The organism is Streptomyces palmae (genome assembly GCF_004684805.1).
Taxonomy (GTDB): Bacteria; Actinomycetota; Actinomycetes; order Streptomycetales; family Streptomycetaceae; genus Streptomyces; species Streptomyces palmae.
In genome coordinates, this window is sequence record NZ_SRID01000034.1 from 1 (window position 1) to 23,858 (window position 23,858).

The following is a 23,858-nucleotide window of genomic DNA, read 5'->3' on the forward strand; positions in this document are numbered from 1 at the left end:
TCCCCGACCCCCGCGCACCCCGCCGGGCCCTCGCGCCGCATCCCGCCGCGGAGCGCGCGGGGCCCTCGCGCCGCGGGGGCCAGGGCGAGGGCCGAGCACGCCCCGCCCTCTACGCCCGTGCCAGCAGCAGCCCGCCCATGGTGATCATGGTGACGGCGACCAGGCCATCCAGGGCCCGCCAGGCCCCGGGCCGCGCCAGCAGCCCGCTGAGCAATCTGGCCCCGTAACCGAGGGCGGTGAACCAGACCACACTGGCCAGGACCGCGCCGAGTCCGAACGCCCAGCGCAGGCCCCCCTGGGAGGAGGCGAGGGAGCCGAGCAGAAGCACGGTGTCCAGGTAGACATGCGGATTGAGCCAGGTCATCGCCAGGCAGGTGAGAACCGCCGCGCGCACCGAGCCGGCCGCCGGCCCCCGCGCGGTCAGGCCCTCGCCCTGGGCCGGGCGCAGCACCCGCCGCGCGGCGAGGACGCCGTAGCACACCAGGAACCCGCCACCCGCCAGGCCGACCGCCGTCAGGGCCGCCGGCCACGCGGTGACCACGCCTCCCACACCCGCCACGCCCAGCGCGATGAGGACCGCGTCGGAGGCCGCGCAGATGCTGACCACCGCGAGCACGGCATGCCGGCGCGCTCCCTGGCGCAGGACGAACGCGTTCTGGGCGCCGATGGCCACGATCAAGGAGAGTCCGGTGCCGAATCCGGCGACTGCTGCGGTGGGGATACCCGATGTCATGCGATAGACGGTATAGATCGACATGCTCGTCAGTACAGCTAAAGTTTCTAAACTATCCTTAGCAAGCATGATGGATGAGCTCCCCCTGGACCAGGTCCGCACCCTGCTCGCGGTGGTGGACGAGGGCACCTTCGACGCCGCCGCGGCGGCCCTCCATGTGACGCCCTCGGCGGTCAGCCAGCGGGTGAAGGCCCTGGAGCAGCGCATCGGGCGGGTCCTGCTGATCCGGACCAAGCCGGTCCGGCCGACCCCCTCGGGACAGGTGGTGGCGAGGTTCGCCCGCCAGCTGGCCCGGCTGGAGCGCGACGCCCGGGCGGAGCTCGGCATCGCGACCGAACAGGGACCGGTGCGCGTGCCCATCGCGGTGAACGCGGACTCCCTGGCCACCTGGTTCCTCCCCGCCCTGACCCGGGTGCCGCAGGACCCCCCGGTCTGCTTCGAACTGCACCGGGAGGACGAGTCCCACACCACCGAACTGCTGCGTGAGGGACAGGTGATGGCCGCGGTCACCTCATCACCCGATCCGGTGGCGGGCTGCACGGCACGGCGCCTGGGACTGGCCCGGTACCTCCCCGTGGCCAGCCCCGAATTCCGCGCGCGCCACCTGACCGAACCGCTGGAACGCGCGCTGGCCGACGCCCCGGTCATCGTCTTCGACCGGCGCGACGACCTCCAGGACGCCTTCATACGGGCCCTCACCGGCCGCCGGACCGGCGCCGGCCGGACACGCCACCACGTACCCACCTCCGAGGGGTTCTGCGACGCGGTGGCCGCCGGACTCGGCTGGGGCCTGGTGCCCGAACCCCAGGCAGCGTCCCTGGTCCGCTCCGGAGCACTGGACCTGCTCTTCCCCGATCGCCCCATGGACGTCCCGCTGTACTGGCAGCAGTGGAAGCTGGACTCTCCCGCTCTGGCCGCCGTGGCCGAGGCGGTCATCGCCACGGCGGCCGAGGCGCTCCACGGAAGTTCCTGACCGGGAAACACACATCGGCGGTAACACCGGGCCGCCGCGCACCACTTCCTGGTGACAGATGACACCCGGAGGGACGGAGGTGCAAGCGGTGTCAGACGACGTGGCACGCTTCACCGCGATGTACGACACCTGCCGACAACGCGTGTGGGCCTATGTGGTCAGTCGCGCGGGACGGCAGGTCGCCGACGACGTGGTGAGCGAGACGTTCATAGTGGCGTGGCGGCGGGTGGACGAGGTCCCGCATCCCCCGCTGCCCTGGCTGCTCGGCGTCGCCCGCAACATCCTGCGCGACACGGTGCGCGCCGAGCTCCGGCGTTCCTCGCTCGCGGCCGAGCTGCGGGAATGGACCGAGGCCGCGGCGCCCGCCGAGACCGACATCGCCGAAGAGGTCACCGACCGGATGGCGATGCGGCGGGCGCTGGCATCCATGAAGGAGGACGACCGCGAGGTACTGATCCTCGCCGCCTGGCAGGGGCTGAGCCCCCGCGAGGCCGCCCAGGTCGTCGGCTGCACCACGACCGCCATGCGGGTCCGGCTGCACCGGGCGCGCAGGCGCCTGGCCGCAGCGCTCGAGGACACCTCGAAGGCCGCCGGAGCACAGCGGCAGGCACGCCCCGTCGCTGCGAGGGTGACCACCCCCGCAGCGCGCCCCACCGCCCACCCCGTCACCACCGGGGGCAGGATCCCCGGAGAGGAAGCAGCCTGATGCAGGACGACACGATGCGGCGGTTGGCCGCCGCCCGACCCGACCACCTCGACCCCGAGCAGACCGTCGACGCGCAGACCCGCCGTATCGAGCTTGCCCTGGCGGTGGAGCCGTGGCACGAGGACAGCCCGAGCCCCGATAACCGTCGCAGCCGGTGGCGTCTTGCCCCCACCCGCCGCACCGGGCCCGGACGAGCCGCCGGCCTGATCCGGTTCCGGCCCGTGGGAGTCGGTGCGCTGACCGCCGCCGCGGCGGCCGCCGCGGTCGTGGTGGCCAACACGGTGGGGGGAACCGGAGCCGGAACCGAGGGCGGACACCGGCAGGTGGACGGCTCCGCCATCCTGCTCTCCGCCGCCTCCCACGCGGAGAAGGCACCCGGCGGGGGCCGGTTCTGGTACCTGAACAAGCGCTACGGCGGGATTCTCCACGTGCCGGGCAAGAACTACGACATCGTCGTACGTGACGAGGCCAGGACCTGGGTGGCCAAGGGGACGACCAAGCAGTGGCAGCAGGTCAGTGACATCGGGGCCCGGCCCGCCACCGCTGCCGACACCCGGGCCTGGCGTGCGGACGGCTCCCCCAAGCAGTGGGACCTCCGCGCCACGTACGGGGAGCGGGTGACCTACCGGGGTGCCGGGGTCATCGCCCAGGACGTACCCGGCGGCACCTCGGACACCGTCCCCATGGTGGAGATCGACCTCAAGGAACTGCCCGGGTTGCCCACCGATCCCAAAGAACTCCGGGACCGCCTCGCGAAGATCATCGACAAGGAGTACAACGCCCCGCAGGACATCCTCGACGGCATGGTCATCGAGGCGGCCTCCTACCTGGCCATGGAGCTGCCCGCCTCACCCCAGCAGCGTGCCGCGGCCTACCGGCTGCTCGCCAAGGAGCCCGGCGTGCGGGACATCGGGCAGGTCACCGACCACGAAGGCCGCCGGGGCAATGCCGTGGCCATCGAGAATCCGCACGGCGGAGGCCACCTGCGGCTGATCTTCGACCGCGAGAACGGACTGCCGCTGGGCGAGGAGAAGTACTCGGCCGACGGAAAGCTGGACGGCTACACCAGCATCACGGCCAGGACGTGGACCGACCAGGCTCCGCCGTTCGACAAGGACTGGTTCGCCCCGCCGAAGCACAAGCCCCCCTACTCCGGGGGCGGTGACGTGAAGGACGCCGAGCCCGCGGATCGCCGATGACCGGCTGAGCGCTTCCCACCGGACGGCGGCGCCCTGCCCCTCCCGCACTGGCGAGGGGCAGGGCGCCGCCCTGTGTCCACCGCACCGGGTGAATGCCCGGTGGCACGCTTGTGTGCTTACGAGGTGGCCGTCCGCACGTCCTCGTCGTAGGTGGCCAGCCGGCCCAGGACCCAGGCGAGCGCCGGCGCGTTGGTGCCCAGCGCCTCCTTGTTGATGCTGCCGAGCTGATCGCACACCTGGTGGTAGCAGTGGTCGTACATCTCGCCGGCCGTTCCGCCGTAGCGGCTCTGCTGCTCCGGGGTCTTCACCTTCAGGTTGCCGCCGTCGAGCCCTCCGACGGGCACCCCGACGGCCTCGAAGGCGAGATGGTCGGATCCGATGGCATCCGGGCTCTGCCGGTCGTACGGCAGCCCGCGGGCGTCGAAGTAGCCGGCGAACAGGTTGGCGATCTCATGGCTGCCGCCCGTACCCGGATCCCAGACGAAGCGCGCGTAGTTGGGGGAGGCGATGAGCTCGCCGTTGAGCACCGCGGCGATCCGTCGCAGGTCGGAATCCGGAAGGTGGTCCACGTAGTAGGAGGAGCCGACGTTGATGAGCTCCTCGGCACCCCACCAGACGAAACGGACCTTGTTCTTCACGGCGTTCTGCTGGGGTGCCAGCGCCAGGGCCGTCTGGAGCACCGCGGCCGCTGTCGAGCCGTTGTCGTTGAGCCCGGCGTTCTCGGGCACACTGTCGAGATGGGAGCCGAGCAGCACCACGTTGTCCGGGTCGCCGCCCGAGGTCTCCGCGGTGAGGTTCACCGTGGTGCGTGAGACCTCCTGTCCGCGCAGGGTGAGCTGGACCCGTGCCGTGCCGCCGGCCGCGGCCCGGACGAGCGCCTCCCCTTCGTCCTGCGCCACCGAGGCCACCGGGATGGTGTAGGCGGGAGGGGCGAACCCGTAGAGCCGGTAGATGTTCTCGGGTGAGGGAGTCGGGTAGTACAGCAGCATGGCGCGGGCCCCGGCCTGTGCCGCCACCTGCTGCTGCAGCCCGTATCCGCAGGCGTTGCGCGCGGTGATGACGACAGCGCCCTTGACGTCGACACCGTCGTAGTCGGCGGCGGTGCAGCCGGTGCGTCCACCGGGCAGCGACACCAGGGGCGCCTCCACACCGTCCAGCGGGGTCGAGGGCGTGAACCGGGTCATCAGGACGCGCACGTCCCGAGTGCCCTCCGCGAGCCCGCTCACCTTCAGCGTCTCCGTCTGGACATCGAAGTCGGTGTAAGGGACTTTCTGTTCGACGACCTTGTATCCGGCGTCCTTGAGCAGGCCACTGACATAACTGACCGAGCGGGTGAAACCGATTCTGTCGTAGCCCCGGTTGCCACCGCTCGCGTCAGCGATGCGCTGGAAAGCCTGCAGATGGCGGTAGACATCGGGCCCGGTGACACGGGACGCGAGACGATCGGCCAAGGGGAAATCGGTCGGGGCGGGACTTTTCACAGAAGGGGCGGGCTCGTTCGGAGCGGCACCTGCCGACTGAACGAGCGTGCAGGTCAGGAGCAGGGAGCCCACCCCCGCGGCCAGTTTTCGCAATGTCGTAGCTCTTCGCATGATGTCTCCGTTCAACGCCGGTGCAGAGGGTGGATCAGCGCGATCCCTGCACCGACACAATCAAGGAACTCAGGCCACGCAGAGTGGCGGTCGACTCGTATTCAGGGGATTCGGCCAGGGCGAAGCCAAGGCCGGACTCGGCCAGTGCCGTGAGTACGGCCCGCAGCTGCAACATGGCCATACCGGCGCCGAGACACGCGTGCGCGCCTCGTCCGAAGGCCAGATGCAGGCCCTTTCGCCGAGTCAGGTCGACGTCATCGGGGTGGGGAAAGACCGCGGGGTCGCGATTGGCCGCCGCGAGGAACAGCACGACGACATCGCCGCGCCGTATCTCCTTGTCCGCCAGGCTGGAATCGGTGACGCACACCCGCGCATCGGCCTGCACGGGCCCGTCCAGCCGGATCAGCTCATCCACCAGCGCGTCGAAGCCGGACGGCGCGCTGACGGCGGACAGCAGGTCGGGGTCGGCGACAAGGCGGGCCAGCGCGTTGCCGAGAAGGCGGCTCACCGACTCGTATCCGGCATGCAGCACCGCGCGCATCGAGTTGGCCAGCAGCTCCGGCGACACGGAGGGCTCCTGCGCACTCGCCCGCCGAACGGCACCGATGAACCCCTCCTCGCCGGCGTCGCCGATCCAGCCCCCGACGAGCCGGCTGAGTTCCCGGCGAGCCGTGGTTCCCGGCTCCGCACGGCTCGGGTCGAGGCCCGCGTCCATGCCCCGCACGATGGCGTTGGAGATGTCCTCGAACCACGGACCGTCGGGGTTCTCCACCCCCAGGAACTCGCACATCGTCCGCAGCGCGACGGGGCGCGCGAACTCCCGCACTAGATCCACCGGACGGCCCTGCCGCGACAGGCGCGCCACATGGTCCGCCGCGATGGCGGCCGCCCGGCCCTTCATGGCTGCCGGCGACTGCTCGTGCAGTGCCGAGACGAGCAGATGCCGAATGGCACCGTGCTCGGGCGGGTCGAGGGACTGCACGCTCAGGTGAGCGTCCGGAACGGCTTCGCCGACCCGCCGGAAGTCCGAACCGAAGGCGGCGGTGTCGCTCAGGATCTGCTGGCACTCCGCGTGTCCGGTGACCACCCACGAGTCCAGCACCTCGTGCCAGTAGACCCGCTGGCTGTCCCGCAGTCGTCGGTAGAAGAGGTAGGGGTTGGCTATGGTCTCCGGGGCCAGCGGGTTGTAGATCGGGTCCTGCTGCGCCGTCGTCATCTCTCCCGGCACGACCAGCCTTCCTCTCCTGCAGAAAATATCCGTGGATAAAAGGGGAGTTGCGGCCCTGCACACGTGTGCAGGGCCGCAAAAACCAGGCGCTTCGAGCGCATCAGTGGAGGTAGCGCATGATGGTCTCCCTTCCGTGCGATGCGTGACGTGCTCGCGGATCGGTGTTCAGGCGGCTCAGTGGAGGTAGCGCATGGCGGTCTCCCTTCCGTGCGATGCGTGACGTGCTCGCGGATCGGTGTTCAGACGGCTCAGTGGAGGTAGCGCATGATGGTCTCCCTTCGCTGCGATGCCGGGCACGGTCACGGGAGTGACTCCCATGACATGGTCTTGCGTACCCACCGGATTTCTCCGGCGGGAGCCTTTTCCACGCCCCGGGACGTCGGGGGCGGGTTTCCTCGCAGGCGGTAAGTCGGCGCGATCAGGAATCGTCCCGCCGCACGCAGGATGGTTTCCCCACCAGGGGACCGGACGGCCGAATCAGAAGGCGTCCGCTGCGCGACGGTTGCGGCTGGGATCGGTTGAAGTAGGTGAGGGCGTCGTTGGTTTCAGACTGATCGAAGACCGGCTGTGAGAGGCGAACAGATGGTGTCGAAACCCGGACTCGGCGCAGCTTCAGTTGTCATCGTTGTTCCACCTTCTCTTGCCCACTCGGTGCGTTTCGGGCACGAGCACGGTCATGCAAGATCAGGTCCAGCGAACGGACCGTTTTCCCCGGCCCAGGAGCGCGGTTCTTCCTGGTGGGGCCACGAGAAGTATCCGGGGCCGGCGTCGTGTTCCCGGGAAGAGATCTTTCACAACCCGGTCGAGGCATGTCAACAGATTGGTGAACGCTCTCCCGAACCTCGCAGGTCAGCGCACGAGGAACCTCTCTTCTTCAATCAACTATCGTGTATTTGGCGAGATTTGGAGGCTACGGAGGGCCCATCGACTGGACTACCTTGCCGCCATGTCCATCTCAAGATCGGATGACTCGACGCCGTCCACCGTGCGGGGTGATCGGGATGCCGAGCTGTTCGGCAGGCGCTTCAGGCGCCTGATCGGTGTGATCTACCCGGACTCCCTGGGACGGCCCTACACCGACACGGAGATCGCCAAGCACAGCGGGCTGTCCAACCAGTACATCGGAAAGTTACGCAAGGGCGGGTCCGTGCCGAGCCTGGCCAACGCCGGCCGTCTGGCCAGGTTGTTCGGCGTCTCCACCGACTACTTCCTCAATGCCCCGGATCATCCCGCGGTCCGTTCCGTCGAACGCAACCTGCAGGCGATCGAGAACCACCGCGCGGGCGGCGTCCAGCGCGCCGGCCGCCGGGGTGCCGCGCGGGCACCGGAAGGGGGCGCCGCACCGAGGGAGGCGCGATCGCGGCAGAGAGGCACCCTGTCCTGATCCGTCGCCTTCCCGGCGATACGGCCGGTGGCGGAGGATTCGTCCTGGCTCGACAGCGGCACCCCGGCGAGGCGTGGTCCCCCGGCGGGTTCGCTTCTCGGCCATCCGGGCGACCTTCCCCGGCGGGCCCGCTCCTGGAGCCGCGGACAGCACGGATCCGGCCCCACCACGGCATGTGCCCGCGGCGGTACTGACGGTTGTGCGAGGCTGCCCGCGACACCGCCGAGGGAGTGAAGGACGAACTGATGAACGATCAAGCCCGCAACTGGCGCCTGTTCGGCCTGGGGATCGGCCTGCTGTCGGCCGCGCTGATCCTTTGGGTGTGGTCCGCGGTGCTGCTCGTCAAGCCGTACCGCGTCGAGGTGCCCTCCTCGGGCGACACCAAGACGTGCGAGGCCCCCCTGTTCGCCGGCCACGACGAGGTGGAGGTGTGGAAGAAGGGCACCGCGCTGATCGAGGCGTGTGAGGAGGCACGGCGCTGGCCCAGGATCGTGGTGATCGTCGGGGCCTCCGTGCCGGTCTCCGTCATCGGCGCCATCCTGTTCACCGCGGGAGGCCTGGGCCTGCGGTTGAGGGGCCTGACCGACGACGTCAGGGAGCTGGAGACGGAGGCCAGGCGCCGGCGCCGTGCGGCCGCTTGAGGGGTCCCGGCCCCGAGCGGTCGTCCGCCGGGACCTGTCCTCCGCCAGGGTGCCCAGCGGCATGGCGGACCGGAGTGCCGGGCCCGTGTGGTGTAAGCAGGAGCCATGGACCTTCGGCGAATCCCCGGGGCTCACCGATGGCCATGGGATCCGAGCCATGCCCTGCTGGCGGTGCCGTTCGCGCTGATCCTGGTCGTCAGCCTGGTGGACGTGCTGGCCCCGCCCCACGTCCACCTCGGCCCCTTCCTCGTCGCCGCTCCCGCCATCACGGCGTCCTTCGCCGGCCCCTGGATGACGGGGTTCGTCGGCCTGGTCGCCGTCACCGCCCAGGCGGTGGTCGCCGCGGTCCGGACCACGGTCACCGACCTGAACCACTCCCTCCAGCTCACCGCCCTGATCCTGATCTCGGCGATCGTCACCCTGTTCGCCCACCACCGCGAGCGGCACGAACAGGAGGTGACCCGGCTCAGATCGGTGGCCGAGGCCACGCAGAAGGTGCTGATGCGGGCCTTGCCCCAGCGGATCGGCCCGCTGCGCATCGCCTCCGTGTACCTCGCCGCCGAGGCGGAGGCGCAGGTCGGCGGAGATCTGTACGCCGCCGCACGTACCGCCCAGGGCACCCGCCTGGTCATCGGCGACGTACGCGGCAAGGGGCTGGAGGCGGTCGGGGACGCCGCACTGGTCCTGGGGGCCTTCCGAGCGGCCGCCCACCGGCAGGCCGAACTGCCGATGCTGGTCGCCTATCTGGAGGGGGCCGTCTCCGCGGGTCTGGTGGACCCCGGCGCGCCACGCGCGGGAGGCACCGACCCGGAGGAGACCTTCATCACCGCGGCGGTGCTGGACGCCCCGGACTCCGAGTCGGCCCTGCACCTGATCAACTGCGGGCACCCCCCGCCGCTCCTGCTGCGCGATCACCAGGTCGTCCCGCTGGAGGTCAGCCAGCCCGCGCTCCCCTTGGGCCTGACCGAGTTCGGCCCGGCCGCCTTCGCCGCCGAGTCCTTCGCCTTCGAACCCGGCGACCTGGTCCTGCTCTACACCGACGGAGTGATCGAGGCCCGGGACGGCAACGGCGTCTTCTACCCGCTGGCCGAGCGGATGGCGGCCTGGTCGGGTGAGGAGCCCCAGGCGCTGCTGCGTCATCTGTGCGCGGACCTGCTCGCCCACTCCGGCGGGTTCCTGGGGGACGACGCCGCGATGGTCGCGGTGCAGCGCCTGCCGGGCGAGGACGCCGCGACCGCCGGCTCGGAATCCGGAACCTGACGCCGCGGCGGCGCGGTCGGGCACGGGCCGGCCGGCCCGTCACGGCTCTACGATCACCCTCATGAAGCCTCTCTCCAGGACGGTGCGCGTCGTCGTGTCGGAGCACGGGCACTCGTCACCTCTCCCCGACCACCCGTCCTCCTACGAGATCACCGACCCAGGCGAGGTGCGGGAGGTGCTGGCCACCCTGGAGGAGGCGCCCCGACCGGCACCGGACGACTTTGTGTGCATGTGCGGTGGGGAGCCCTCGCTCGCCCTGTACGACGCCGGCGGTCAGCGGATCCGCAGCGTTCACGGCCACCGGCCGCCGCTGCTGGACCCGGCCCGGTCGCACTCCCTGCCCCTCCGCCACCGGGCCGCCTGGGCCGCCGCCGCGCCACCGGTGGTGCGGGACTGGGCCGCGGCGCGGGCGCGGGGGGCGGACGCCGGCCCGGGAACCGCGCCGGACGCACCCCTGGGTCTGGTCTTCAGCTGGCTGGGGACGCCCTGGACCGGTGGCGACGCGGCGCGGCTGCTCGCGCGCGCCGCGCCGCTGGCACTGCTGGCCGCGGCGGCCACGGAGGAGTTGGCCTGGGCGGTACGGCAGACCGACGCGGCCGGGTTGGACGGGGCCGTGGACTTCTTCGCGGGGGAGGGGTTCACCACCCGGCACCCCAAGAAACGCCGGGTCGGGGCCACCGCCCGCGACCTGCTGCTGCGGCACGCGCGGCGGCACCGCCCCGAGCATCTGCCCGTCCTGGAACGCCGCGTGCTGCGGGCGGCCGAGGACCGGATCCGCCGGTGATCCAGGGCGGCAGCCCCGGTGGAGTGGGACGCCGGACCCGCGGGTGGTGCGGCGGTCCGATCCGGCAGCGGCATCCCCGGTGGTGTCGGATGCCGTGGCGAAGAGGCCCCGCGCGCCCGGCCGCCGGGTGGGGCAGGCGCACGGGGACCTCGTAGTGGTGGGGCGGGTGGCCGAGACCCGCCCCGGCCGCTCGTGGCCGCCGCCGAGTGCGGCGGCGCCCTTGTCAGCCCCGGTCAGCGGCCGCGACCGGCCCGGTCTGCTGCCCGTCGCGCCCGCCGGTGGCGGATGTCGCCCGGTCCAGGGCACCATCGAGATCCCGCCACAGGTCCTCGAGGTCCTCCAGACCCACCGACATCCGCAGCAGGCGGTCGCTGACCCCGGAGGAGTGGCGGTCCCCCTCGGCGACGATGCGGTGGCTGATCGAGGCCGGGTGCTGGATGAGGGTGTCCACGCTGCCGAGGCTGACCGCCGGGGTGATCAGTCGTACGCCCGCGATCACCTCGTGCGGATCGCCGTCCACCTCGAAGGCGACCATCGCCCCGCCGATCCGGGGGTAGTGCACCCGCGACACCCGGCGGTCGGCCGCCAGCCGGCCGGCCAGCTCCGCGGCGGTGGCCGAGGCCGCCCGTACCCGGACCGGCAGTGTGGCCAGCCCGCGCAGCAGCAGGTAGCCGGCCAGCGGGTGGAGCACCCCGCCGGTGGTGAACCGCACCCGGCGCAGCATCCGGGCGAACTCCTCGTCGCAGGCCACGACCCCGCCGAGGACGTCGCCGTGGCCGCCCAGGTACTTGGTGGCGCTGTGCAGCACGATCCGGGCGCCCTGTTCGGCCGGGCGCTGCAACACGGGGGTGGCGAAGGTGTTGTCCGCCAGCAGCGGCACCGCGCCGCAGGAGCGGGCCACGGCGCGCAGGTCCAGCTCGGCCAGGGTCGGGTTGGCCGGGCTCTCGACCATCACCAGACCGGTGTCCGGGCGGATGGCCTCGGCGATCCCGTCCGGCTCCACCCAGGTCACCTCACTGCCCAGCAGCCCCGCGGTCAGCAGGTGGTCGCTGCACCCGTACAGCGGCCGGACGGCGACGACATGCCGGAACCCCATGGCGATCCGGGCCTGCAGGCAGGCGGTCAGCGCGGCCATGCCGCTGGCGAAGGCGACCGCGCTCTCGGTGCCCTCGAGCCGGGCGAGCGCCTTCTCGAAACGGGCGGTGGTGGGGTTGTCCAGCCGGGCGTAGACGGGCGGCCCGGCCAACTGCTCGCCAGTGGCGGCGAAGGCGTCCAGCCGGGCGGCCTCGGCACGGCTGTCGTACGACGGATAGGTGGTGGACAGATCCAGGGGCGGGGCGTGCAGACCCAGTTCGGCGAGATCCTCGCGTCCGGCGTGCACGGCCTCGGTGGCCAGGGAACGGGGCATGTCGACAGATGGCGTGTCCATGAAGGAATGCTGAACGGCAGCCGGGTCCGCGCGGGGATCGGTCGTGCTACGTTCGGCAGATGTCCGATTCGCTCCCTCTGGATCCGGTGGATCTCCAGATTCTGCGCCTGCTGCAGAACGATGCCCGGACGACCTACCGGGACCTGGCGGCGGAGGTGGGCATCGCCCCGTCGACCTGCCTGGACCGGGTCAACCGGCTGCGCAGGGCGGGTGTCGTCCTGGGCTACGAACTGCGCATCGATCCGGCCCGGTTGGGCCGCGGGTTGGAGGCGCTGCTGCTGGTGCAGGTGCGCCCGCACCGGCGCGATCTGATCGGTCCGTTCGTCGAGCGGGTCCGGGCCCTGCCGGAGACCCGAGCGCTGTTCCATCTCACCGGGCCCGACGACTACCTGGTCCAGGTGGCGGTGACCGGCGCGGCGGACCTCCAGCGCCTGGTGATCGACGAGTTCACCTCGCACCGCGAGGTGGCACGGGTGGAGACCCGGCTGATCTTCCAGCAGTGGGACTGCGGTCCACTGCTGCCGCCCTGACCGGACACCGGCGGAGCGGTGTGCGCGGTGAGGGGCGCCCCGGACGCGCGCTCGCCGCACCGGGCACCAGGCGCCTTGACGACCCGCACCGCCTCCCAGCCCCGGTGCACCTCCACCGTGCCGCGTCCGGCGACCGCCGCCGTCAGCGCGTCCTCCACATGCGGCCGGTACATCAGGTGGTCGGATCCCCAGCCGGACGGGGTGGGCCGGTCCCAGTCCAGCCCCAGCAGCAGTTCCCCCGCGCCGTTGGACCACAGGTACTCGGGCACCGCGACCGCCCGCCGCTCGATCTCCCGCGCGGCGCCGACGCCTGGAGGATCCGCATCACCTCGTGGTCGCCATGCCCGGCCCGCGGCAGCGGATACCCCGACGGCCATCGCTCGAAGACCCCCACCCGCAGGCCGCAACGGCCCAGCGGCGCCGCACAGGTCTGCATCACCGATCCGAAGCCGACCTGAACGACGTCGAAATCGGGTGTCACAGGATCGATGTGTAGCGCACCGCGTTTCGCCCGTCGACTCCGTCAGCTCAGGCGGGTGACGCGGCGCGATGAACACGAGGGGTTCGATCCGCGGCCCGGTGCGTTCTCACACGGGTTCGGGCTGCGGTTCCGTTTGCAGTGCCGGCGCGGTCTTCCGCTCCCATTGCCCGGTGGTGCGTATGTAGCCGTAAATCACGGACGACATCGCCAGGATGAGAAGAGGACCGAATATCCACGGATGCTTGGCCATTTCCAGCGGAATGTATCGGTAGGACGCCAAGAGTGCGGCGAATACCGTCGCGCCGTACGCGACCATCCGGATTGCCGAGCGATCCCAGCCGCGGACGTGTGCGCGCAGGGCTGCCTCGATCGTGAGCGTGAACACCACGCCGGCCAGAAGGTCCGCGCCGTAGTGGTAGCCGAAGCCCAGGGTCGCGCCGAGTGTGGCGATCAGCCAGAAGGTGCCGGCGAATCGCAGAATGCGGGGGCCCTTGCGCGAATGAATGAAGATCGCGGTGGCCCAGGCCGTGTGGAGGCTGGGCATGCAGTTGCGCGGGGTGAGCGCGTCGTACGGCACCGGGTGCGGGGTGCTGATCGGCGGCGGTGTGTGCGGCCACAGGTCGGCCACCGCCCAGTGCAGGCCGCCGGTGCCGGTGGCGCCCGGGCCGTAGGCGAATATCGGGCCGACCACCGGGAAGATCATGTAGATGCCCGGTCCGAGCAGGCCGATGACCAAGAAGGTGCGCACCAGGTGGTGGCTGGGGAAGCGGCGATCGCGCGCCACGTGGCGCAGCTGGTACAGCGAGACGGCGACCGCGGCCACCGCGAGCTGGATGTAGACCCAGTCGAGGATGTGGGTGCCGATCGGGCCGGTGGCCTTGACGATCCGGCCTACCAGCCATGACGGGTTGCCCAGCGCGTGGTCGGCGGTCGCCACGTACGGGTCGAGCACCATGGGGTGGGTCTTCGCGGTGATGAGCAGCCAGGTGTCACCCGTCTTGCGGCCGGCCACCAGCAGCAGGCCCAGCGCCACACCCTTCAGCAGCAGGAGGCGTTCCCGGCCGGTGCGGCGAGTGATCGCGATGACCGCGACGCCCAGCATCACCCACAACGCGCCGTTGCCGAAGGGGTGGCCCTCGGTCGTCTTGATGCCGGCCGCCCACCGCACCAGGACGAAGACGAGGTCGATACCGACGGCGGCGCCCAAGGCGATGAACCGTTGCCGCCAGGTGAGCACCAGCATCATCAGCGCCATGCTGGCGTACAGCAGCGGCCCCGATTTGGGCGCGTATATCACCTCTTTCGCCTGGTTGGTCATCGGACCGGGCAGGCCGTAGTGGCGTGCGGCGATCTCCAGCGCGACGAGGAATCCGAGGGTGACCACACCTGCCGCGGCCCACAGGATCACCCGTGGCCGGCGCCATGCGGGGGGCGCCGTGCCGCCGTTTTTTCGCGAAAACACCCGTGTTATAGATATCAATTGTTTAGCCGATTTGTCAGATATTGGGTAAACGGATTATCGATTGCGCTGGATGACGTGGTTTTCCGGTGAAGGGTGGACGATGGGCGGATCGTTGCAAGTTCGAACATGCTAGCGGAGTGGCCGGGGCGGGTTTCGGCGGCCATGGAGCGTGTGGAGTTCATTCGAACGTGCTCTCGACGTGCTAGGTCCCGACGCTGATCTGATCCAGCGGTGTCCGGCGGCCATGAAGGAGGCCAGGGGATCCGAGCGAGGCCCCGAGAGCCGCGTACATGGTGGCCTGGCGGGGGAGCGGGCGCACTGCCGACGCGCCGTCCGACCTCGAAGCCGGCCGCGTCGCGTGCTGCCCGCCGCGGCGCGCGCCCGCCACCGTGCGCGGGTGCCGGCATGGTGCGGCGCGCTGCCCACGGAAGCGTCCAGGCCCCGCCGGTTTTGGGTATCGCAAGTCCGCCGGCGCGGCGGTCCGGCCGGGCGGTACGCGGGCGAGGCCGACCGGACCGCCCGCGAGGGATGGGGCGGCCGAGGCACCCGCGGCGGGTCCGGGTACCGCGCGGGGCGGGCGGGCCGAATCCCGGCCCGCCCGCCGGCCGGGGCCCGGACGGTCAGGTGGTCAGGCCAAGGGGGGTGCCGGGCGTGACGCGCCCGGCACCTCGGCGAACCGGGCGACGAGTTCGCGCTTGAGCACCTTTCCGCTGGGACCCAGTGGGAAGTCCTCCACGAACTCCACCCGGCGCGGGTACTTGTAGGGCGCGACCCGCTCCCTGCACCAGGCGGTGATCCGCTCGGCGAGCGCCGCGTCCGGTGCGGTGCCGGGGCGGGCGCGCACCACGGCGCAGACCTCCTCGCCGTACACCTCGTCGGGCAGGCCGATGACCGCCACCTGGGCAATGGCCGGATGGCGCATCAGGACGTCCTCGACCTCGCGCGGGTACACGTTGTACCCGCCGCGCAGCACCATGTCCTTCTTGCGGTCGACGATGGCCAGATAGCCATCGGCGTCCTTGGTGCCGAGGTCGCCCGACCGGAACCAGCCGTCGACCAGCACTTCGGCGGTGGCCTCCGGACGGTTGAGGTACCCGGCCATCACATTGTGGCCGCGGATGACGATCTCGCCCACCTCGCCGGACGGCAGCAGCTCCACGCGGTCCGCCACGTCGGCGGCCGCGATCTCCGCCTCGACGCCCCAGATCGGGCGCCCCACGGTCCCGGGCTTGCACGGCCACGCCCGCTGGTTGTACGCGACCACCGGCGAGGCCTCGGTCAGCCCGTACCCCTCGTAGATGGGGCAGCCGAAGACCTCCTGGAAGTCCTCCAGCACCTTCACCGGCAGGGCCGAGCCTCCGGAGAAGGCCCGGTCCAGGGCGGGCCGGCGGGGATCCCGGGCGGCGACGTCGAGCAGCGCCAGGTACATGGTCGGGACGCCCATGAAGACGGTGCACCCCTCGGTGACCATGAGGTCCAGGGCCTGCTGAGCGTCGAACCGGCTCATCAGCACCAGGGTTCCGCCGGCCAGGAACGTGGTGCTCATCCCGCAGGTCTGCCCGAAGGTGTGGAACAGCGGCAGGCAGCCGAGCAGCACGTCGTCGGGGCCCAGGTCGAAGGGCGAGAGCATGGTGGTGCTGACGTTCATCACCAGGTTGAGGTGGGTGATCATCGCACCCTTGGGCTGCCCGGTGGTCCCCGAGGTGTAGAGCACCACGGCGAGGTCGCCGGGCTCCCGCGGCACACATCCGGCGATGGGCTCGGCCCGCTCGGCGAGCACATCGAGGCGGGGCGCCTCGCCGTCCTCCGGCGCCATGACGGTGATCAGCGGAACTCCGGCGATCTCCGCGCCCTTGGCGCCCTCCGCCAGCATCGGCGCCGCGCAGACCAGTGCCCTGGCCCCCGAGTCGGTCAGCACATGGACGATCTCCTCGGCGCGCAGCAGGCCGTGCACCGGCACCGCGGTCGCGCCGAGGGTCAGTACGCCGTAGTACGCCTTGGGGAAGTGCGGTGTGTTGGGCAGCAGCAGCGCGACCCGGTCGCCGGGGCCGATCCCGAGGTCCCGCAGCGCGGCCGCGTACCGCCGAGTCTCGTCCCACAGCGCCCGGTAGGTGATCCGTTCCGCGCCGAAGACCAGCGCGGGATGGTCGGGGCGCCGCAGCGCGGACTCGGCGAGTACCGCCGCCGCCGTCAGCGTCATGCCGCGCCGGCCTCGTGAGCGGCCAGCCACCGCTTGTCCGGCTTGCCCGCCCCGGTCAGCGGCAGCTCGCCGTGGAACGCGATCACGGCCGGTACGTGCTGGGGCGACAGCTCGGCGGCGACATGCTCGCGCAGCGCCTCCGCGTCGGCGCCGCCGCCCGCCCGGAGCACCACCGCGGCGTGGATGTGCTCCACGCGGTCCGCGTCGACCACGCAGTACACCGCGGCCTGGGCGACCTCGGGATGGGCCAGCAGGGCGTTCTCCACGGTGGTGGGGTGGACCTTGATCCCGTTGGTCTTCATCACCTCGCCCACCCGGCCGTGCAGGGTCAGATAGCCGCGCTCGTCCAGGGAGCCGAGGTCGCCGGTGTGCACCCAGCCCTCGCGAACGGTCTGGGCGGTCTGCTCCGGCTCGCCCCAGTAGCCGAGCATGTTGAACGGCGACCGCACGCAGACCTCGCCGACCTCGCCCAGCGGGAGCTCCCGGTGGTCCTCCTGGTCCCGGATGCTGACCTCGGCGGTCAGCTTGCCGGCCGTGGCGCACAGCCCGGGGTCGAAGTGGTCGGGCGGCAGCAGCATGCTGATGCCGCTGGTCTCGGTGGTCCCGTAGAACTGGAGCAGCCGCGGGCCCAGCGCCTTGACGGCCTCGGCCAACCGGGCCGGAGACGCGGGGCAGCCGCCGTAGGTGATCATCTGCAGGCTGGACAGGTCGGCCGCGGACAGCCCGGGGTGGTCCACCAGCTGGTAGATCTGCGGCGGGGTGAGCGTCAGTACGGTCACCCGGTGCTCTGCCACCGCGCTCAGCACCTTGTCCGCGTCGAAGCCGTCGTGCAGCACCACGGTGCCGCCCGAGGCGAGCGCCAGGTCGATCCCGGAGCCGCTGGAGTGGCTGGCCGGCAGGGTGGAGAGGTACACGGTCGGCGCGGGGGCCTGCAGCCCCGCGGCGATGTAGAGGCCGCGCACCCGGTAGGGCAGGGTCACACCCTTGGGGCGGCCGGTGGTGCCGCTGGTGTAGAGCACCACGGCGGGCCGCTCGGAGTCGGTCTCCACGGCGGCCAGGTCGATGGCGTCCGCCTCGCCCGCGGTCAGGTCCAGGACGTCGGTGCCCAGCGCGCCGAGTGCGGCGATCCGGGGCGCCTTCGGCAGCCGCTCGCACAGCTCCCGGGCGAGATCGACGTACTCCTTGTCGACGGCGAGGAACGTCGCACCGGTCGAGGCGAGGATTTCACGACGCTCCTCGGCGGCCAACTGGTCCGAGGGGTCCACCGCATTGGTGGAGTGGAGATGCACCACGGTGCCGCCGACGAGGTTCGCGGCATACCGCAGAATGACGGTCGCCGGGGTGTTCGTGACGGTCAGTACGGCTACTACCGGGATTTCCCCTTCCGGAGTGTTCCGGCGCAGCACGTCCGCCGCGGTGAGGACGGCTCCGGAGAACTCGCCCGCGGTCATCTCCGCACCGTCGCGCACCAGCGCGGGGCGCTCCGGGGTACCCGATAGAGCCTCAAGGATCCGACGCACGTAATTGTCGTTCGGAAACATTGAGAACTCCAGTTCGCTAGGGCCGATGGTGTGGGCAGGATGGCACGCCCGTGGCGAGCATGGCAAGCAGATGATCTTGCGTCAACTCGCCTCCATCCAGGTGGAATTGCATGTTCCAGTTAATGGGTCTGACCAGACCTGCCGGAAGATCGTATGGTGGCGCCAGGAGTATGCTGTCCCGCGCTCGGCACCCCTGTCGTCCTGCCTTCGAAAGGGGGCGATCCGGCTTTCCCGCGCATATGTCGCCGGGATTCCCATTGTGTCGAGATGCCAGGGGCGGCGCTTCATGTTTCCACGCAGTCCCAGGTAGCCCATAGAGCAAAGCGAGTTGACGTGACGACCCAATATCTGGACCTCTTTTCACGCCTCATCGAGGGTTCCGACGGTGGAAAGCGGGAGTTCCTGGAGCTCGGGCGGCTCGCCGGTCAGTTCCCCGCGGCCAGCGTGCGCGACGCGGGGGACGCGTCCCGGATCAGCGTGTGGTGCAGCAACGACTACCTCGGCATGGGCCAGCACCCGGCGGTGCTGGACGCCATGAAGGAGGCCGTCGACCAGTACGGTGCCGGCGCCGGCGGTTCACGGAACATCGGCGGCACCAACCACTACCACGTGCTGCTGGAAAAGGAGCTCGCCGCCCTGCACGGCAAGGAGGACGCGCTGCTGTTCACCTCCGGCTACACCGCCAACGACGGCGCGCTGTCCGTCATCGCGGGCCGGATGGACGGCTGCGTGGTGTTCTCGGACGCGCTGAACCACGCCTCCATCATCGACGGACTGCGGCACAGCGGTGCGCAGAAGCGAATATTCCGCCACAACGACCCGGCCCACCTCGAGGAGCTGCTCGCGGCGGCCGACCCCGAGGCGCCCAAGCTCATCGTCGCCGAGTCCGTCTACTCGATGAACGGCGACATCGCCCCGCTCGCCGAGATCGCCGACATCGCCAAGCGCCACGGTGCGATGACCTTCCTCGACGAGGTCCACGCCGTGGGCATGTACGGCCCGCAGGGCGCCGGCATCGCCGCGCGGGAGGGGCTGGCCGACGACTTCACCGTCATCATGGGCACCCTGGCCAAGGGCTTCGGCACCACCGGCGGCTATATCGCGGGTCCGGCCCCGGTGATCGAGGCGGTGCGGATGTTCTCCCGCTCCTTCATCTTCACCACCGCGCTCCCGCCGGCCGTGGCCGCCGCCGCGCTGGCCGCCGTCCGGCACCTGCGCTCCAGCGACGCCGAGCGCGAGCGGCTTTGGGAGAACGCGCGGTTGATGCACCGGCTGCTGAACGAGCGGCAGATCCCCTTCATCTCCGACCAGACGCACATCGTGTCCGTCCTGGTGCGGGACGAGGCCCTGTGCAAGCGCATGTCCCGGCTGCTGCTGGAGCAGCACGGTGTCTACGTCCAGGCGATCAACGCGCCGAGCGTTCGGGTCGGCGAGGAGATTCTGCGGGTGGCCCCCGGAGCCGTGCACACCACCGGTGAGGTGGAGAAGTTCGTCGAGGCGCTGGACCAGGTCTGGCGGGAGACCGGCGCCGAGCGGGTGCCCGCGGCGGGCCAGGAGGCCACGACCGGCTGAGCACCAGCGGGGCCCGGCCGCTCGCCCGGGCCCCGCCCCTCCCTTCGGACCCAGCCGCATCGGCGGCCCAGAACGACCCGTACGGCGGCACCCGGATCTCCCGCGCGGTCGGAACCGAGCCGGCGGGACCTGCCGGCCCACCAGGGCACGGCGTCACGGAGAGCGAGGCGGAGGCGGGCGGGCCGGCGTGCGGCACCAGCCGGTCGGCGGTGCGATGGAAGGACACACCGGCCCCCGCCCACCGGATCCGGACCGTTCGGAGCAAGCGGGTGGGCCGGGCGAGCACCAGGGACGAGGAGGGATGCGGGTCATGCAGACCTTCCTGCCGCATCCCGACTTCCGGGAGTCGGCCCGCGAGCTCGACCGGCGCCGGCTGGGCAAGCAGCGCGTCGAGGCCCTCCAGATCCTGCGCGGCCTGACGGTGCCCGGTTACGGCTGGCGGCACCATCCCGCCGTACGGATGTGGACCGGCTACGAGGAGGCCCTCGTCCGGTACGGGTTGGAGATCTGCCGGGTCTGGCGGGAACGGGGGCACCAGGACAGCTGCGCCGCCTCCCTGGTCGCCGATCTCGCCGAGCACCGCCCCGGCCGACCGGTCCGCGACCAGGCCGAGCTGGCACAGGCCGGGGAACTGCCGCCGTGGCTGGGCGACGCCGCCTTCCACCGCAGCCACCAGTCGGCACTCGTACGCAAGGACCCCGAGGTGTACGCCCCCCGCTTTCCCGGCGTACCGGACGACCTGCCCTACGTCTGGCCCGCGTCGGACCGGACGGCCCCGGGCACGCCCGACCCCTGACGACCCCGGCCCGCACGCGCTGCGCGGGAGGTTTCGCCGGCGCGGCACGGTGAACCCGGAAGCACAGCCACTGTGTGGAGGGCATCATGGGCAAGAATCCGCAGCAGCCGGAGAGGCGACGCAGCAAGAAGGGCGCCACCGTCCAAGGCTCCGCCGAGACCAAAACGGGGACGGACAGCAGGGTCGGCCCGGGCGGGAGCCAGGAGGCCCACGGCACGGACAAGGGCTCCAAGGGCGGCGGACGGGGCGGAGGGGTCCCTCCCGAGCAGCGCCCGGACCATCCTTGAGGGACCGCCGTACCCAGGGAGCCGCACCGCCCTGTCCGCGAGGCACCGGGCGGTGGGCGACCGGCCGGTGTCAGGTGGGCTTGAGTGGATCATGCCCGATGTTCATCAGGCCGTGCCGCCACTGCACACCGCCGGCCTGGGGTTCCATGTCGGCTCCGCGCTCGCCCCGGACGATGGCGCAGACCCGGCGCATCACCCGCACGTCCTCCTCGGTCAGATCGGTCCGCCGCTTGCCGAGGACGCCGAGGACCTGGCGGCTGGTGGGATCACCCGCCGCATCGGGCACCTCCTCGGTCTCCTCACCGGCGGAGGCGACACTCAGCCACTCCCGGAGTTCGCGCGACGTCATGTTCACCACGGTGTGGAACTCTTCCCACAACTCGTCACTCACCTGCTCCGCTCCTGCCACGACAACCCTCCGTAGCCGAGACCATGTGACGGACGACGGGTAGCCACGGCGCCATCCGGCAAACCTGGCCGCCACCCACCGCCGACACCCTCGCCGGGCGCTTGACCGGGGTCCGGCGCCCGGGTTCCCCGAACGGAAAGGAGCAGGGCCATGAGCGACGCCAAGCCCCTCGCGCTCGTCACGGGCGCGTCGAGCGGCATCGGTTTCGAACTGGCCAGGCAGTTGGCCGAGCGCGGCTACGACCTGGTCGTCAACGCCGCCAACGAGGAGCGGCTCCAGCAGGCGGCCCAGCGGCTCCACTCGACCGGCGCCCAGGTGAAAGTCGTCCGGGCCGACCTGCGAGTCCACGAGGAGACCGAGGCGCTCTGCACGGCGGCCACGAACCTGGGCCGGCCGCTCGACGTCGCCGTCCTGAACGCCGGCGTCGGACAGGGCGGCGCGTTCGTGGACACCGACCTGGCCGACGAACTGGAGATCATCGACGTCAACGTCCGCTCCACCGTCCACCTCGCCAAACGGGTGGTGCGCCACATGGCCGCACGGGACGAGGGCCGCATTCTCGTCACGTCCTCGATCGCCTCCACCATGCCCGGCAGCTTCCAGGCCGTGTACAACGCCTCCAAGTCGTTTCTGCAGTCCTTCACCCAGGCCCTGAGCAACGAACTCAAGGACACCGGCATCACGCTGACCGCGTTGATGCCCGGCCCGACCGACACGGACTTCTTCCACCGCGCGGACATGGACGACACCAAGATCGGCCGGCAGGACAAGGACGACCCCGCCCAGGTCGCACGCCAGGGCCTGGACGCCCTCTTCGCCGGTGAGGAGAAGGTCGTCGCCGGCTCCGCCAAGACCAAGGCACAGGCACTCGCCAACAAGGTGCTCCCGGACAAGGCCAAGGCCGAGGCGCACCGGAAGATGGCCGAGCCCGGCTCCGGTGACCAGGAGTGATCAGGCTGCCCCGGACCGTGACCGCACGGTCCGAGGCGTTCACCGCCGCTGTGCTCAGGTGGGCGCGGGGCACGGCAACGGACGGCATCCGGCGGCACAGGCGGTGATCAGGTCCACCATCCGGGCGACATTGCTCCCACCCGCGGCATCCGCCGCCGCGACCGCGGGGGCGGGGCGCCAAGGGGCGGGGCGGCCGGCCCGGGCCGCCGGTGGTGTTCTCAGATGCTCAGGGTTCCGGGGAACGCGCCGTGGCCGACGCCCGGGGCGGTCAGGGCCAGCCAGCCGTGACCGCGTACGCCGGTGTCCGGGCCGACCTCGCCCGGATCGACCGAGAGGTACCGGCAGGCGGACCGGGCACCCGTGGTGCCGGCGTTGGGTGGGGCTTCGTCGTACTCGGGATCGAAGTCGGGGTCGTCGACCTGGAGGGTCTCCCACGGCAGCGGGTCGCCCTCCCATTCGGGGTCGCTCTCGGCGGCGTACTGGCGGATCACCCTTCCGTTCTCGGCGACCATCCACACGTCCGAGCCGCCGGCGTCGTCCAGGAAGAAGAACTGGGCCTGGCCGCAGTGCGCGCTGACCCGCTCGACCGTCTCGACCATGTTCTCCCACAGGGCGCCGACGAGCAGGTCGAAGGGGCCGAAGACCAGGCGCCAGCCGTCCAGTTCCGGGGTGACGAAGGCCCGCCCCACCATCTGGTCGGCGCCGTCCCGCCCGGCTGCCCGGATCCCTTGGCTCTCCGCCGCCTGGACGCCCGCGGTGACCGTGACGGGCCGCCGGTCGTGCAGGTCCAGGGCCTCGAAAACGCCCTCGTACGACGCCCCGGGCACGGCCATCCACCAGCCGCTGAGGGTGGACGACGGGAGCCGGGGGACCTCGTGCGGGATCTTCACCTGGATCAGTCGCTCGATCGCCGCGCGGTCGCGGTCGTCGAGCGCGTCGGCGCCACCGCCGGCCACCAGCGCGGCCATCGCGCCCCGCCGGGTCCGGGGGGTGGCGGCCGGGTCGCGCCGCAGGGAGCGCAGCCGCGGTCCGAAGGAGTCGTGCATCAGGCGGGCGTAGTCGGACGCCTTGTAGGGGACGAGGCGGCCGCGGGCGTAGCTGTCCACCAGGGCCCGCAGTCCGGCCTCCGAGTCCGTCCGCAGCCTGACGAGTCCCTGGAAGCCGTTGCCCGACGTGCCGTGGTCCGGATCGGCCGCCAGGGCCGCGTACTGGTCGGCGCAGCGCTCGTCGAACACCTCGAGGAGCCGGCCCGCCTGCCAGTCCGACACCTCCTTCCGGCGCCAGGCCGCCAGCAGGAGGTCGAAGGCCGGCGGCCCGATATGCCTCAACGCCCGTATCACCGGTTCCAGGTCCGCGGTCCGCCGCACACCGGCCAGACTCCCCAGCAGCGCCGGCACCAGGGAGTCGGCCTGCTCCGCCAGCGACGCGGCCGCGGCCTCCGCGCGCGCGGTGTCGTCACTCGCCAGGTCCTCGAGAAGGGATTCGATCTTCATACGGCAGCACAGTAGCCCCGGCCGCCGACAGCGCTGTGCCGGCCGCGGGCCGGGCGGCTCACACCGCGGACGCGGACGACGCTCCGGGAGGGCCGCGGCCATACGGGGCCGCACAGGGCAAGGCGGGGCGCGAACCCCTGCGGCACCGGGGCCGACCGGGGCGTCAGTGTCGCGATGCCGGCGGTGAACGGCGCCAACGACGCCCAT

At 71.4% G+C, this 23,858-nt stretch carries 21 protein-coding genes; 12 read left to right on the plus strand and 9 right to left on the minus strand.

Going from position 1 to position 23,858, the window contains the following annotated elements; all coding sequences use genetic code 11:
- Positions 1 to 109: 109 nt before the first annotated feature.
- Positions 110 to 733 carry a LysE/ArgO family amino acid transporter gene (locus E4099_RS06120; protein WP_135337914.1) on the minus strand — a complete coding sequence of 208 codons (624 nt, stop codon included), beginning with the start codon at positions 731 to 733 and terminating at the stop codon, positions 110 to 112.
- A gap of 70 nt (positions 734 to 803) precedes the next feature.
- Here E4099_RS06120 and E4099_RS06125 point away from each other — a divergent pair, with 70 nt between their 5' ends.
- The 3 genes from E4099_RS06125 (at position 804) to E4099_RS06135 (ending at position 3,611) form a co-directional block, all read left to right on the plus strand.
- Positions 804 to 1,706: a LysR family transcriptional regulator ArgP gene (locus E4099_RS06125; RefSeq protein WP_135337938.1), complete on the plus strand. Its 903-nt coding sequence runs from the start codon at positions 804 to 806 to the stop codon at positions 1,704 to 1,706.
- Between the two features lie 88 nt (positions 1,707 to 1,794).
- Positions 1,795 to 2,412, plus strand: coding sequence for an RNA polymerase sigma factor (locus E4099_RS06130; protein ID WP_245244628.1), 618 nt, complete (start codon positions 1,795 to 1,797; stop codon positions 2,410 to 2,412).
- Complete coding sequence (locus E4099_RS06135; RefSeq protein ID WP_135337915.1) at positions 2,412 to 3,611, plus strand: CU044_5270 family protein; 1,200 nt, start codon at positions 2,412 to 2,414, stop codon at positions 3,609 to 3,611. Before E4099_RS06130 ends, E4099_RS06135 begins: the two co-directional genes overlap by 1 nt.
- Before the next feature lie 116 nt (positions 3,612 to 3,727).
- On the opposite strand, the gene E4099_RS06140 is transcribed toward E4099_RS06135, so the two are convergent.
- Positions 3,728 to 5,062: a M28 family peptidase gene (locus E4099_RS06140; RefSeq protein WP_245244629.1), complete on the minus strand. Its 1,335-nt coding sequence runs from the start codon at positions 5,060 to 5,062 to the stop codon at positions 3,728 to 3,730.
- Between the two features lie 175 nt (positions 5,063 to 5,237).
- Positions 5,238 to 6,419, minus strand: coding sequence for a cytochrome P450 (locus E4099_RS06145; protein ID WP_135337917.1), 1,182 nt, complete (start codon positions 6,417 to 6,419; stop codon positions 5,238 to 5,240).
- A 958-nt stretch (positions 6,420 to 7,377) separates the two neighbouring features.
- On the opposite strand from E4099_RS06145, the gene E4099_RS32850 reads away from it, so the two are divergent.
- From E4099_RS32850 to E4099_RS06165, 4 genes are all read left to right on the plus strand, one after another.
- Positions 7,378 to 7,815: a helix-turn-helix domain-containing protein gene (locus E4099_RS32850; RefSeq protein ID WP_167828302.1), complete on the plus strand. Its 438-nt coding sequence runs from the start codon at positions 7,378 to 7,380 to the stop codon at positions 7,813 to 7,815.
- A 245-nt stretch (positions 7,816 to 8,060) separates the two neighbouring features.
- A complete protein-coding gene (locus tag E4099_RS06155) occupies positions 8,061 to 8,456 on the plus strand; it encodes a hypothetical protein (RefSeq protein ID WP_135337919.1) in 396 nt (131 codons plus the stop codon).
- Between the two features lie 105 nt (positions 8,457 to 8,561).
- Complete coding sequence (locus E4099_RS06160; protein WP_135337920.1) at positions 8,562 to 9,716, plus strand: PP2C family protein-serine/threonine phosphatase; 1,155 nt, start codon at positions 8,562 to 8,564, stop codon at positions 9,714 to 9,716.
- 61 nt (positions 9,717 to 9,777) lie between these two features.
- A complete protein-coding gene (locus E4099_RS06165) occupies positions 9,778 to 10,500 on the plus strand; it encodes a hypothetical protein (protein ID WP_135337921.1) in 723 nt (240 codons plus the stop codon).
- Positions 10,501 to 10,723: 223 nt separating this feature from the next.
- On the opposite strand, the gene E4099_RS06170 is transcribed toward E4099_RS06165, so the two are convergent.
- On the minus strand, positions 10,724 to 11,929 hold the full coding sequence (locus E4099_RS06170) for a trans-sulfuration enzyme family protein (protein ID WP_135337922.1): 1,206 nt from the start codon (positions 11,927 to 11,929) through the stop codon (positions 10,724 to 10,726).
- A 59-nt stretch (positions 11,930 to 11,988) separates the two neighbouring features.
- Here E4099_RS06170 and E4099_RS06175 point away from each other — a divergent pair, with 59 nt between their 5' ends.
- Positions 11,989 to 12,459 carry an Lrp/AsnC family transcriptional regulator gene (locus tag E4099_RS06175; RefSeq protein ID WP_135337923.1) on the plus strand — a complete coding sequence of 157 codons (471 nt, stop codon included), beginning with the start codon at positions 11,989 to 11,991 and terminating at the stop codon, positions 12,457 to 12,459.
- Positions 12,460 to 13,046: 587 nt separating this feature from the next.
- On the opposite strand, the gene E4099_RS06180 is transcribed toward E4099_RS06175, so the two are convergent.
- From E4099_RS06180 to E4099_RS06190, 3 genes are all read right to left on the minus strand, one after another.
- Positions 13,047 to 14,402, minus strand: a complete 1,356-nt coding sequence (locus E4099_RS06180; protein WP_167828303.1) for a phosphatase PAP2 family protein — start codon at positions 14,400 to 14,402, stop codon at positions 13,047 to 13,049.
- A 628-nt stretch (positions 14,403 to 15,030) separates the two neighbouring features.
- Positions 15,031 to 16,602: a long-chain-fatty-acid--CoA ligase gene (locus E4099_RS06185; RefSeq protein WP_135337924.1), complete on the minus strand. Its 1,572-nt coding sequence runs from the start codon at positions 16,600 to 16,602 to the stop codon at positions 15,031 to 15,033.
- Positions 16,599 to 18,143 carry a class I adenylate-forming enzyme family protein gene (locus E4099_RS06190; protein WP_135337925.1) on the minus strand — a complete coding sequence of 515 codons (1,545 nt, stop codon included), beginning with the start codon at positions 18,141 to 18,143 and terminating at the stop codon, positions 16,599 to 16,601. Before E4099_RS06190 ends, E4099_RS06185 begins: the two co-directional genes overlap by 4 nt.
- Positions 18,144 to 18,476: 333 nt before the next feature.
- Between E4099_RS06190 and hemA the strand changes: the two genes are divergently transcribed.
- The 3 genes from hemA to E4099_RS06205 all read left to right on the plus strand — a co-directional run bounded on the left by hemA (position 18,477) and on the right by E4099_RS06205 (position 20,798).
- Positions 18,477 to 19,715, plus strand: a complete 1,239-nt coding sequence (hemA, locus tag E4099_RS06195) for a 5-aminolevulinate synthase (RefSeq protein WP_245244630.1) — start codon at positions 18,477 to 18,479, stop codon at positions 19,713 to 19,715.
- Between the two features lie 310 nt (positions 19,716 to 20,025).
- Positions 20,026 to 20,511: an MSMEG_6728 family protein gene (locus E4099_RS06200; protein WP_135337927.1), complete on the plus strand. Its 486-nt coding sequence runs from the start codon at positions 20,026 to 20,028 to the stop codon at positions 20,509 to 20,511.
- Positions 20,512 to 20,597: 86 nt separating this feature from the next.
- Entirely contained in the window at positions 20,598 to 20,798 is a 201-nt protein-coding gene (locus E4099_RS06205; protein WP_135337928.1) for a hypothetical protein, read from the plus strand.
- Between the two features lie 70 nt (positions 20,799 to 20,868).
- Here the strand turns inward: E4099_RS06205 and E4099_RS06210 are convergent, their stop codons facing one another.
- Positions 20,869 to 21,189: a DUF3140 domain-containing protein gene (locus tag E4099_RS06210; RefSeq protein WP_386390902.1), complete on the minus strand. Its 321-nt coding sequence runs from the start codon at positions 21,187 to 21,189 to the stop codon at positions 20,869 to 20,871.
- Between the two features lie 168 nt (positions 21,190 to 21,357).
- Between E4099_RS06210 and E4099_RS06215 the strand changes: the two genes are divergently transcribed.
- Positions 21,358 to 22,158 (plus strand): SDR family NAD(P)-dependent oxidoreductase, encoded by an 801-nt coding sequence (locus E4099_RS06215; RefSeq protein WP_135337930.1) that lies wholly within the window; start codon positions 21,358 to 21,360, stop codon positions 22,156 to 22,158.
- A 218-nt stretch (positions 22,159 to 22,376) separates the two neighbouring features.
- Here the strand turns inward: E4099_RS06215 and E4099_RS06220 are convergent, their stop codons facing one another.
- Positions 22,377 to 23,651: a hypothetical protein gene (locus E4099_RS06220; protein ID WP_135337931.1), complete on the minus strand. Its 1,275-nt coding sequence runs from the start codon at positions 23,649 to 23,651 to the stop codon at positions 22,377 to 22,379.
- Between the last annotated feature and the right edge of the window lie 207 nt (positions 23,652 to 23,858).

Excerpts from the sequence above, each read along its gene's own strand:
- E4099_RS06120 (WP_135337914.1), bottom strand. The coding sequence starts at position 733 with ATGACATCGGGTATCCCCACCGCAGCAGTCGCCGGATTCGGCACCGGA.
- E4099_RS06125 (WP_135337938.1), top strand. The coding sequence starts at position 804 with ATGGATGAGCTCCCCCTGGACCAGGTCCGCACCCTGCTCGCGGTGGTG.
- E4099_RS06135 (WP_135337915.1), top strand. The coding sequence starts at position 2,412 with ATGCAGGACGACACGATGCGGCGGTTGGCCGCCGCCCGACCCGACCAC.
- E4099_RS06145 (WP_135337917.1), bottom strand. The coding sequence starts at position 6,419 with ATGACGACGGCGCAGCAGGACCCGATCTACAACCCGCTGGCCCCGGAG.
- E4099_RS32850 (WP_167828302.1), top strand. The coding sequence starts at position 7,378 with ATGTCCATCTCAAGATCGGATGACTCGACGCCGTCCACCGTGCGGGGT.
- E4099_RS06155 (WP_135337919.1), top strand. The coding sequence starts at position 8,061 with ATGAACGATCAAGCCCGCAACTGGCGCCTGTTCGGCCTGGGGATCGGC.
- E4099_RS06160 (WP_135337920.1), top strand. The coding sequence starts at position 8,562 with ATGGACCTTCGGCGAATCCCCGGGGCTCACCGATGGCCATGGGATCCG.
- E4099_RS06165 (WP_135337921.1), top strand. The coding sequence starts at position 9,778 with ATGAAGCCTCTCTCCAGGACGGTGCGCGTCGTCGTGTCGGAGCACGGG.
- E4099_RS06170 (WP_135337922.1), bottom strand. The coding sequence starts at position 11,929 with ATGGACACGCCATCTGTCGACATGCCCCGTTCCCTGGCCACCGAGGCC.
- E4099_RS06175 (WP_135337923.1), top strand. The coding sequence starts at position 11,989 with ATGTCCGATTCGCTCCCTCTGGATCCGGTGGATCTCCAGATTCTGCGC.
- E4099_RS06185 (WP_135337924.1), bottom strand. The coding sequence starts at position 16,602 with ATGACGCTGACGGCGGCGGCGGTACTCGCCGAGTCCGCGCTGCGGCGC.
- E4099_RS06190 (WP_135337925.1), bottom strand. The coding sequence starts at position 18,143 with ATGTTTCCGAACGACAATTACGTGCGTCGGATCCTTGAGGCTCTATCG.
- E4099_RS06200 (WP_135337927.1), top strand. The coding sequence starts at position 20,026 with ATGCAGACCTTCCTGCCGCATCCCGACTTCCGGGAGTCGGCCCGCGAG.
- E4099_RS06205 (WP_135337928.1), top strand. The coding sequence starts at position 20,598 with ATGGGCAAGAATCCGCAGCAGCCGGAGAGGCGACGCAGCAAGAAGGGC.
- E4099_RS06215 (WP_135337930.1), top strand. The coding sequence starts at position 21,358 with ATGAGCGACGCCAAGCCCCTCGCGCTCGTCACGGGCGCGTCGAGCGGC.
- E4099_RS06220 (WP_135337931.1), bottom strand. The coding sequence starts at position 23,651 with ATGAAGATCGAATCCCTTCTCGAGGACCTGGCGAGTGACGACACCGCG.